Here is a 9,146-nt window from a genome sequence, read left to right on the forward strand (position 1 = left end):
TTCGGCCGAAGCGCATTCGGCCCGCCCGCGCGCGCGACGCTGCTGGTGCTGTGGGCCGCCACCCTCGTCGGGCGCGCGCATGCGCAGGAGGGCTCCGCGTCGCTGCCGACGGTGACCGTCACGGCCGAATCGCAGGACGGCACGCAGCAGCACCTCGGCGCCAAGGTCAGCAGCGGCGCGCTCGGCGCGCGCTCGCAGTTGGAGACGCCCTTCTCCACCACCGTGATCCGTGGCGAGGACATGGCCGAGCGCCAGGTCTCGAAGCTCGGTGACGTGTTCGCGCTCGACGCATCGGTGTCCGACAACAGCGGCGCCTACAGCGCCTGGGCCAGCTACATCACCGTGCGCGGCCTGCCGCTGGACTGGCAGAACGGCTACCGCATCAACGGCCAGCCCTTCCTCAGCTACGCCATCACCCTGCCCTACGAGCACTTCGAGCAGATCGAACTGCTCAAGGGCTCGTCGGGCTTCATGTACGGCTTCGGCGCGCCGGGCGGCATCGTCAACTACGTGACGAAGAAGCCGACCGACCAGCCGGTGCGCAGCATCGAGGTGGGCTACAAGACGGCCGGCATCTGGAGCGAGCACGTCGACCTGGGCGGGCGCTTCGGCACCGACGACCGCTTCGGCTACCGCCTCAACGCCACGCACGAGGAAGGCAAGACCTACAACGACGGCAACGTGCGCCGCAACTCGGTGTCGCTCGGCCTCGACGCGAAGCTCACCGACAAGCTCACCTGGACCTTCGACTCGCTCTACCAGAAGCGCACGTCCACCGGCCAGACGCCGTCGATCTTCCTCGGCAGCTACACCGGCACGCAGCTGCCCTCGACCATCAGCGCCAACAACCAGAACCTGGTGGGCCCGGGCCAGCACCTGGCGACCGACTTCAGGCTCTACTCGACCGGCCTGCAGTACCAGCTCGCACCCGACTGGACGCTGAGCACCAGCTACAGCCACAGCAGCGCCACGCGCAGCCGCAATGAAGGCATCGCATACCTGCAGGATGCCGGCGGCAGCTATGACGACTACCGCTCCGACAGCGCCGAGGGCCACCGCTTCAACCAGTGGCAGGCCATGGTCAACGGCAAGCTGCGCACCGGCGACTTCGAGCATCAGATCACGCTGGGCACCTCGTGGCAGAAGCAGGTCAACTACTACAGCAGCAACAGCGTCTACCAGCTGATCGGCACCGGAAACATCTTCGGGCAGAACCCCAACAGCTACGCCACCTCCACCGACTTCACGACCTACCGCAACAGCGACATCACGCAGCGCGCGCTGTTCGCGAGCGACACGCTGAAGCTGTCCGACAGGTGGTCGGTGCTGGCCGGCCTGCGCAGCACCACCTACGAGCAGACCGGCTACGACACCACCGGTGCGCAGAACTCGAGCTACCGCAAGAGCGGCGTGATCACGCCCACGCTGGCGCTGATGTACAAGCCCGCGCCCGACACCACGCTGTACACCAGCTATGTCGAATCGCTGGAGCCGGGCAGCACGGTGAGCACCATCTACGCCAACAACGGCCAGCTGCTCAATCCGCTGAAGAGCAAGCAGTACGAACTGGGCGTGAAGACCGAGCGCGACCGCTGGAGCGCGACGGCAGCGCTGTTCCGCATCGAGCGCGGCGCCGAATACGCCAACAGCGCCAACGTGCTGGTGCAGGACGGCCAGTCGATCTACCAGGGCCTCGAGCTCGGCGCATCCACCTGGCTGGGCTCGCAATGGCAGATCGGCGGCAACCTGATGCTGCTCGACAGCTCGTACGAGCGCGGCAGCAGCTACGTGGGCAACCGCGTGGCGGGTGCGCCGAAGCTGGTGGCGACTGCGCAGGTGTCCTACCTCGTGCCGCAGGTGCCCGGCCTCAGGCTCTCGGCCGACATGAAGTACACGGGCAACACCATGCTCAACGCTTCGAACCAGCTGAACCTGCCCGGCTACACCGTCGCCAACATCGGCGCGAGCTACACGACGCGCATCGCGGGACGCAACACCACCTTCCGCGCGGCCATCAACAACGTGGCGAACCGCCGCTACTGGGAATACCAGTACGACAACTACATCAAGCCCGGCGACCCGCGCACCTTCAGCCTGAGCGCCAAGGTCGACTTCTAGCCCCCTCCCGGCCTTCAGGAGATGGCCGCCCGGGAGCGCGGCCATCCAATTTTTCTCCCCCTTTGAAGTTCACGATACCGGTCATGAACAGCCACCGGTATCGCAACCCACACGGCGCATCGCGCGCACTGCAGGCCTTGCGCCTCGACGGCCTGCCGGCACTGGTGCATGCAGAGGGCTCGCAGCCCGGGCTCACCATGCGGGCCCGATGGAGCGGCAAGATGCAACCGATCCCCGCCACCATGCCCCGCTTCGACAAGTTCTCCTGGCTGCCGCGCATCGCGGGTGTGCTGGCCTTCGGTGCTCTGGCATTCGGCATCTTCTTGGCGGGCAGCGACGACTGCGCCGCGCGCGAAACCGACGCGGCCGGCAGCTACAGCCAGTCGACCCTCGCGCCGATCACCGCGACCGGCACGACGAAGACGGGCCTGCATGGCGGCAACTGCCGGCACAAGCACGGTCGCCCCCCGCAGCAGCACAAGCAAGCGACGACTCGCTGAGACGAACGGGGGCCAAGGCAGCTCGCGTCGGAAAGCCCATTCATGTCCGGCCACGCCCTCCCTGTCGGCACCTCGCGGATGCACCGGCCGCAGCTTTTCTTCGGTGCGCTCGTGGTGGAAAGCGACCCGGCCGTCGCGAGCCGCATGAAGCGCATCCTCGGGCTTCTCGCACCGGGCCGGCGCGTGGTGCTCGCACCCACTATCGACGAGGCTGAAGCGATGCTCGCCGCGCTGCCCTTCGACCTGGTGTTCGTCGACATGCAGCTCTACCCCATCGGCCGTGGCGCTGCATTGATCGCCGACGTGCGCGCGAAGCTGCCGCGCGCGCACGTCATCGCGCTGTCGGACACGGACGATCGCGAACTGGTGCTCTCGGCCTTCGCCTCGGGCGCGACGGGCTACCTGCTGAGCGACGCGGAAGACGCCGACATCGCCCTCGCCTTGCGCGCGCTACCGACCGGCACCGTGCTGGACCCGCGAGTGGCCGGCCATCTGCTGGCCCTGCTCGCCGAAACGCTTGGGGCACCGGAGTGCGCCGATGCAGCAGCCCCCTTCGCGGAAAGCGACTTCGGCACCTGCCGCAAGCTCGAGCTCAGGTGCCGGACCCGGCCGACTCCCGAGGGAACGCGCCGCAGTCTTCCGGACTGAATCGGCAACGCCGGGCCGTCGGCGGCTCGTGCACCGCGACGCACCGCCGGGTCAGGAACGCAATGCGCCGCGCGTCCCAGACCAGGAACATCGCAAGCAACGCGGTGTCGCAGATGGCCAGCGCGATCAGGGTGCGCCAGTCCCACAGCCAGTCGAACGATGTCATGGATCGGTAGGGGTGATGGTGAATGCGATGCCCCGAGATTGAGGGCTTCGCATTTCCTGCGAATTTCAATGTATTGCTGTGCTCACCCAGGCTTCGCGGCATCTCGCGAATGGGCGCCGGCCTTTGCGAAAGGCCAGGTCCCGGCTCAGGCCTCTCGCGTGCGCGTGACCGCGGGCACGAACATGTAGCCCTCGTTGCGCACGGTGCGGATCAGGTCGGCGCGCGTCTCGCCGGAGGCCAGCTTGCGACGCAGGCGGCTGACCTGCACGTCGATGGCGCGGTCGTACGAATCGCTTTCCGCGCCGAGCGCGTACTGCACCAGCTGGTCGCGCGTCAGCACGCGACGCGGGTGCTGCACCAGCGCGCGCAGCAGGCGGAACTCGCCATCGGAGAGATCCACGGGGCGGTCCTGCGGGTCGTGCAGCTGGCGGGCCTCGAGGTCCATGCGCCAGCCTGCGAAGAACAGCGTCGAGGATTGCTGCTGCTGTTGTTGTGCCTCGTGCGTGGCGGCCGCGGGCTGCGGTGGCTGCTGCCCCGCTGTTGCGGCAATGGCCGCGGCATGCGAAGTGCGGCGCAGCACGGTGCGGATGCGCGCCAGCAGCTCGCGCGGATTGCAGGGCTTGGCCAGGTAGTCTTCCGCGCCGATCTCCAGGCCCACGATGCGGTCGATGTCGGTGCCAACGGCCGACAGCATGATGACCGGCGGCCCGCCGATGCGCTGCAGGTCGCGCAGCGCGCTCAGGCCGTCTTCGCCGGGCATCATCACGTCGAGCACGATCAGCGCGTACTCGGCCTGCGCGAGGCGTTCGCGCATTTCCGCCGGATGGCCGGCCGCGTCGACCTGGAAGCCATGCTTTTCCAGGAAGGACGCCACCAGGCCGCGAATGCCGGCGTCGTCGTCGACGATGAGGATGCGGGTGGACAGGTTCACGTTACGGCGGATCGGGTAGCAGCGGATCATAGGCCGCGCAGCGCCCTGGCCCGAAGCCTTGCACGCGCTGCAATGAATTGCAATGCGGTGAAATCCGGCAGCAACATCCGCTTCGCAGACTCGCGCGCTCGAACGCTTGCGCATGCCCCGGCCCTGCGCAGCGGCGCTGACTTGGGAGAAAAGATGGGAATGCAAAGATCGAGCCATGCCGGCGTGACATCGCCTGCCGTCCGTGCCAGCATCGCCCCATGAACACCCAAGGTACCGCGCGACGCTGGCTGGGCCCGCCGCTCGCGTGGCAGATCATGGGCCTGCTGCTGGGCGGCCTGGTGGTGGCGCAGGTCGTGACGCTGGCGCTGACCGTGCTGCTGCCGCCCCAGCCCCAGCGGCAATGGCAGCTCGACGACATCGCTCGCGTGCTCTCGGGCCGTGGCGCCGAGGGCCGCAACGTGCACCTGCTGCAGCGCACGCTGCAGGCGAAGGCGCCACAGCCCAAGGGACAAGGCTGGCTCACATCCGACCGCTCGCGCCGCGACCTCGCACAGCTGCTGACGCGGGACGAGGCCGAGGTGCGGCTGTACTTCTTCACTCCGCTGCCGTTCGCAGGCACCACGGGGCCGGTCGCCTCTGCGGGCAGCGGGCACGACGTGTCGCGTGGCGTCGCCAGCGCGGCCTCCGGAAGCGGCTTCCTGCGGGTGCAGGCCCGGGGCGGCCCTCCGGGGGGTGGCGGTGGTGGCGGGCCGGGAGGTCCCGGAGGCATGGGCTTCCCGGGTGGCTTCGGAGGCCCCGGCAGCGGCTTCGGCACCGACAGGGGGGTGCAGAGGGACAGCATGACGGGCGCTCCGCCAGTGCCTCCGCCTTCGTCGTCTCAACAACAACAGCAGCAGCAACAACAACCGTCGCCGCCCGCCAGCGTGACGAATCAGGCGCCACAGAACAACGCCCCATCCAACGATTCGACGGCCGGACCGTCGACATCGTCCCGCTCGTCCACGCCCGCCAACACGACGAACCAGTCGCAACCAGGCAGCGCCCCGCCCGCGGACTCTACCGGTGGGCCTTCCGTGTCATCCCGGTCCTCCACGCCGTCTGCCGCAGCCGAGCCTGGTTCCGCTCCGCCGGGCAACACGACGACAGCGCCTTCGCCCGGCGCGCCGCCATCGCCATCCCAATCGCCGTCGCCTTCCGTCTCTCCTGCGCCGCCCGCCACGGCGATCGCGCCCAGAGCGCCCGACGCACCCTCGCCGTCGTCGATGGCACCACCGGGCATGGCGCGTGGCCAGCCTGCGGCCCCCTCGATGCAGCAGGGAGGCGGCATGCGAAGCCTGCCCCCTGTCGTCGAGAGCACTCCGCCACGCGAAGCTCCCGTCAAGGCGCAAGCGCCGCCATCGACCCCGGTACCGGTACCGGTGCCGAACACCGAGCCCGCGGCACGCCCATCTACATCCGGCAACGCTCCAACGGCCGGCACGGCACCGCCAACCTCCACAGCCGTGCCGCCACGCGCCCCTGCCAACACCACCGAAGCCACGGCCACCGACACCGCCGACATCAGTCGTCCCGCCACGCGCGGCCTCTTCGGCCTCGCACCCGCGCCCTTCGTCGAGGGCGACTTCATCGCCGCCGTCTACACGCCCGAGGGCAGCTGGGTCGTGGTGCAGCCCGCGCCCGAGTCCTTTCCCAATGCGTGGCAGCGTCGTGTGCTGCTGTGGTTTTTGATCGCGGCCGCCATCGTGGCGCCCGCGGGCTGGCTGTTCTCGCGCAGGCTGGTGCGCCCCATCGCCGGCTTCGCGCGCGCGGCAGACCAGCTCGGCCGCGACCCCGCGGCGCCGGTGCTCGCGCTGGATGGCCCCGCCGAGATCGGCCGCGCCGCGCAGGCCTTCAACCGCATGCAGGCGCGGCTTCGAAGCTTCGTCGACGACCGCACCGTGATGATCGGCGCCATCAGCCACGACCTGCGCACGCCCCTCACGCGGCTGCGCTTCCGCATCGAGGACGTGCCCGACGACGTGCGCGCCGGCATGCTCGAGGACGTGCAGGAGATGGAGCTGATGATCGGCTCCGTGCTCAGCTTCATCCGCGACGCATCCGTGGTGACCGCGCGCGAACGCACGGACCTCTCGAGCCTCGTGGAGGACGTGGTCGAGCAGGCCGCCTTCGTCGGCAAGGACGTGAAGCTGCGCCGCACCGAACAAGCGCCGGTGGAAGTCGACGTGATCGGCATGCGGCGCGTGCTCGACAACCTGATCGAGAACGCCGTGAAGTACGGCCACCAGGCGCGCGTGCGCCTCTTCACCGATGGCCCCGACGCCGTGGTCGAGATCGGCGACCGGGGACCGGGCCTGCCGGCGGCGGAACTCGAGCAGGTGTTCAGGCCGTTCTATCGCACTGCGCAGGCCCGCTCCTCGCGCGCGCCGGGCAGCGGACTCGGCCTGGCCGTGTGCCGCTCCATCGCGCGCGCGCATGGAGGCGACGTGGTGCTGAAGTCGGGCTCGCACGGGCTGCTCGCGCAGGTTCGCGTGCCGCTGGCGCTCGAGGCGCAACGGTTGGCGGCTGCGGCGCACTGATCCGCTTGGCTGAGCACGTGGCAGGCCTCGATTTCCGGGCAGACTTTTCACTTACCCACCCGCAGGAGCTTCAGGGCGTCGGCCCTTAGCTCAGGCTCCTCGATTGCGAGGTAGCTGTGCACATGCGGCGGCGCTTCTCGTTTCTTTCCCGGCCGATGCCGGTTGCCAGGCAGTCATTTCCGTGGTGCTGAACCGGGCGGTAGTGGCCTGTGCTCGGCCCCCTGTGCGGGCTTCGTGAAGCCCGCCTTCGTCATGCACGCGGTCATCGCCGTCTCATCAGGACCAACGTTCGAATCCTTGGCCACACTGGCTGCACAAGTCTTCAATGCAGCATCGACGGCTGAATTGCCACCTGCAGTATTACTGGCGCTTGCGCTGCAGTTTTCCGTAGCTGTCGACACAGCCCAGGCCCCGCTCGAGCAAATCAGCAGACACGCCGCCCTAAGGGACTTCCACTTCTTTTTCATCGGGCACTTCTCCAGAACATCGGTCAATCCGACACGACACGGATGCTCAGAGACAAAGTCGGAGGAACCTCGGATTCAGCGCCTCCCACGCGCACACAAACCCCAACGCATCAGCCAGATTTCTCCCAGATTGCGTGTTCGACTCGGCGTCCAGGAAGTTTCCGGTTGCTTCCGACAAACGAGGAGAAGAACCACCATGACGCGGCTGCAGAAGAAGCCCAGAGAGATTCGTGCGTGCGCGCATGGCTTCACCCTGATCGAGGTGATGGTCACCGTGGCGATCGTGGCGATCCTCGCGGCCATCGCCCTGCCCTCCTACACGGACTACGTAAGGCGCGGCCGCATCCCGGAGGCGACCGCCAACCTCTCGGCCAGCAACGCGAAGATGGAGCAGTGGTTCCAGGACGCCAAGAGCTACTACGCCACAGGCTCCACCAGCACATGCGGCGTGAGCATCTCCAACACCAACCTGAAGTACTTCACGCTCACCTGCACGCCGAGCTCGTCCACGAGCTACACCATCACGGCCACCGGCTCGTCCACCATGGCCGGCTTCACCTACACCATCGACCAGGACGGCACGCGAACGTCCACCATCACCGGCGTGACGGGATGGACCGCGTCCTCGTCGAGCTGCTGGATCACGAACCGGGGCGGGAGTTGCTGATGCGCACACGGCCGCGCTCGACGCGGGGATTCGGCTTGATCGAGTTGATGGTGGGCATCACGATCCTGGCGATCCTGACCCTGCTGGCCGCCCCCTGGTTCGGCGACTGGACGCGCAACACGCGCCTGCGCAGCGCGGCCGAAACGCTGCGCTCCGACCTGCAGATGGCCAGGGCGGAAGCCATCCGGCGCAACACCGGCACGCGGCTGCAGTTCGTCAGTTCGCTGGATGCCAGCTGCGCGCTCAGCACCAGCGTGGCGATCTGGGTGGTGAACTCCACGCTCTCCCAGACGCCGGCCGATGCCTGCGGCAACACGCCGAGCACCACCAGCACGCCTTACCTGATCGGCAAGAGCCCGCTCGAAGTCAGCAAGAGCTCGGACCTGGTTCTCACCGCAACGCGCAGCACCGTGGGCTTCGATGCGCTGGGCCGCCAGTCGGCCACGACCAACCCGACCACATCCATCGCCGCGCTGACGGTGCAGCTGAGCAGCGCAAGCGGCACCTGCGTCGCGTCCGGCGGCTCGGTGCGCTGCCTGAACGTGATCGTCTCGCCCGGCGGCGACTCCCGCATCTGCGACCCGGCGCGCAGCGGCACCACCGACCCCATGACCTGCTGACCATGACCCGCCACCACGCTCACTCATCCGCCATGAGCGGCTTCACCCTCATCGAGGCGATGGCCGCGCTGCTCATCTTCGCGATCGGGCTGCTGGGCATCACCGGCCTCTATGCCAGCACGGCGCGCACCGCGACGGGCGCCGAGTTCCGCACGACCGCCGCCATGCTCGCCAGCGACCTGGTCGGCCGCATGTGGATGAGCGACCGCACGGCGGCCACCCTCCAGGCCAACTACGCAAGCACTACTGCCGGTACGGGCTACACGAGCTGGAAGGCGGCCGTCGACAAGTCGAACCTGCCGGGCGTCGGCAGCCTGCCGCCGACGGTCACCTTCAGCACGGTCGCCGGCGGCGGCAGTTCGGCGGTGAGCAGCAGCCTGGCCACCATCACCATCTACTGGAAGGGCCCGGGCGACAGCAGCGCCCACCAGTACGTGGCCATGGCCCAGATGAAGCCGTGAG

9 protein-coding genes are annotated in these 9,146 nt (G+C 68.4%); 7 read left to right on the forward strand and 2 right to left on the reverse strand.

Translation table 11 applies throughout. From position 1 onward, the window contains the following. Positions 1-45 precede the first annotated feature (45 nt). The 3 genes from SFB74_RS26750 to SFB74_RS26760 all read left to right on the forward strand — a co-directional run bounded on the left by SFB74_RS26750 (position 46) and on the right by SFB74_RS26760 (position 3,266). Positions 46-2,118 (forward strand): TonB-dependent siderophore receptor, encoded by a 2,073-nt coding sequence (locus SFB74_RS26750; protein WP_432732002.1) that lies wholly within the window; start codon positions 46-48, stop codon positions 2,116-2,118. Positions 2,119-2,201: 83 nt separating this feature from the next. Beyond that, a complete protein-coding gene (locus tag SFB74_RS26755; RefSeq protein ID WP_432727425.1) occupies positions 2,202-2,618 on the forward strand; it encodes a hypothetical protein in 417 nt (138 codons plus the stop codon). A 42-nt stretch (positions 2,619-2,660) separates the two neighbouring features. Beyond that, positions 2,661-3,266 carry a response regulator gene (locus SFB74_RS26760; protein ID WP_432727426.1) on the forward strand — a complete coding sequence of 202 codons (606 nt, stop codon included), beginning with the start codon at positions 2,661-2,663 and terminating at the stop codon, positions 3,264-3,266. Here SFB74_RS26760 and SFB74_RS26765 read toward each other — a convergent pair. Beyond that, on the reverse strand, positions 3,211-3,432 hold the full coding sequence (locus SFB74_RS26765) for a hypothetical protein (RefSeq protein ID WP_432727427.1): 222 nt from the start codon (positions 3,430-3,432) through the stop codon (positions 3,211-3,213). The genes SFB74_RS26760 and SFB74_RS26765 overlap by 56 nt on opposite strands. 145 nt (positions 3,433-3,577) lie before the next feature. Next, entirely contained in the window at positions 3,578-4,363 is a 786-nt protein-coding gene (locus SFB74_RS26770; RefSeq protein WP_432727428.1) for a response regulator, read from the reverse strand. 248 nt (positions 4,364-4,611) lie between these two features. Here SFB74_RS26770 and SFB74_RS26775 point away from each other — a divergent pair, with 248 nt between their 5' ends. The 4 genes from SFB74_RS26775 (at position 4,612) to pilV (ending at position 9,145) form a co-directional block, all read left to right on the forward strand. Further along, positions 4,612-6,930, forward strand: a complete 2,319-nt coding sequence (locus SFB74_RS26775; protein ID WP_432727429.1) for an ATP-binding protein — start codon at positions 4,612-4,614, stop codon at positions 6,928-6,930. 663 nt (positions 6,931-7,593) lie between these two features. Continuing rightward, the gene (locus tag SFB74_RS26780) at positions 7,594-8,064 is read left to right on the forward strand and encodes a type IV pilin protein (RefSeq protein WP_432727430.1); all 471 of its coding nucleotides are present in this window, start codon (positions 7,594-7,596) and stop codon (positions 8,062-8,064) included. Then, positions 8,010-8,684, forward strand: coding sequence for a GspH/FimT family pseudopilin (locus SFB74_RS26785; protein ID WP_432727431.1), 675 nt, complete (start codon positions 8,010-8,012; stop codon positions 8,682-8,684). Before SFB74_RS26780 ends, SFB74_RS26785 begins: the two co-directional genes overlap by 55 nt. Before the next feature lie 32 nt (positions 8,685-8,716). Beyond that, positions 8,717-9,145: a type IV pilus modification protein PilV gene (gene pilV / locus SFB74_RS26790; RefSeq protein WP_432727433.1), complete on the forward strand. Its 429-nt coding sequence runs from the start codon at positions 8,717-8,719 to the stop codon at positions 9,143-9,145. Position 9,146: the final 1 nt, after the last annotated feature.

Origin of the sequence: Variovorax xiamenensis, assembly GCF_050916385.1 — a bacterium.
Classification (GTDB): Bacteria; Pseudomonadota; Gammaproteobacteria; order Burkholderiales; family Burkholderiaceae_C; genus Variovorax.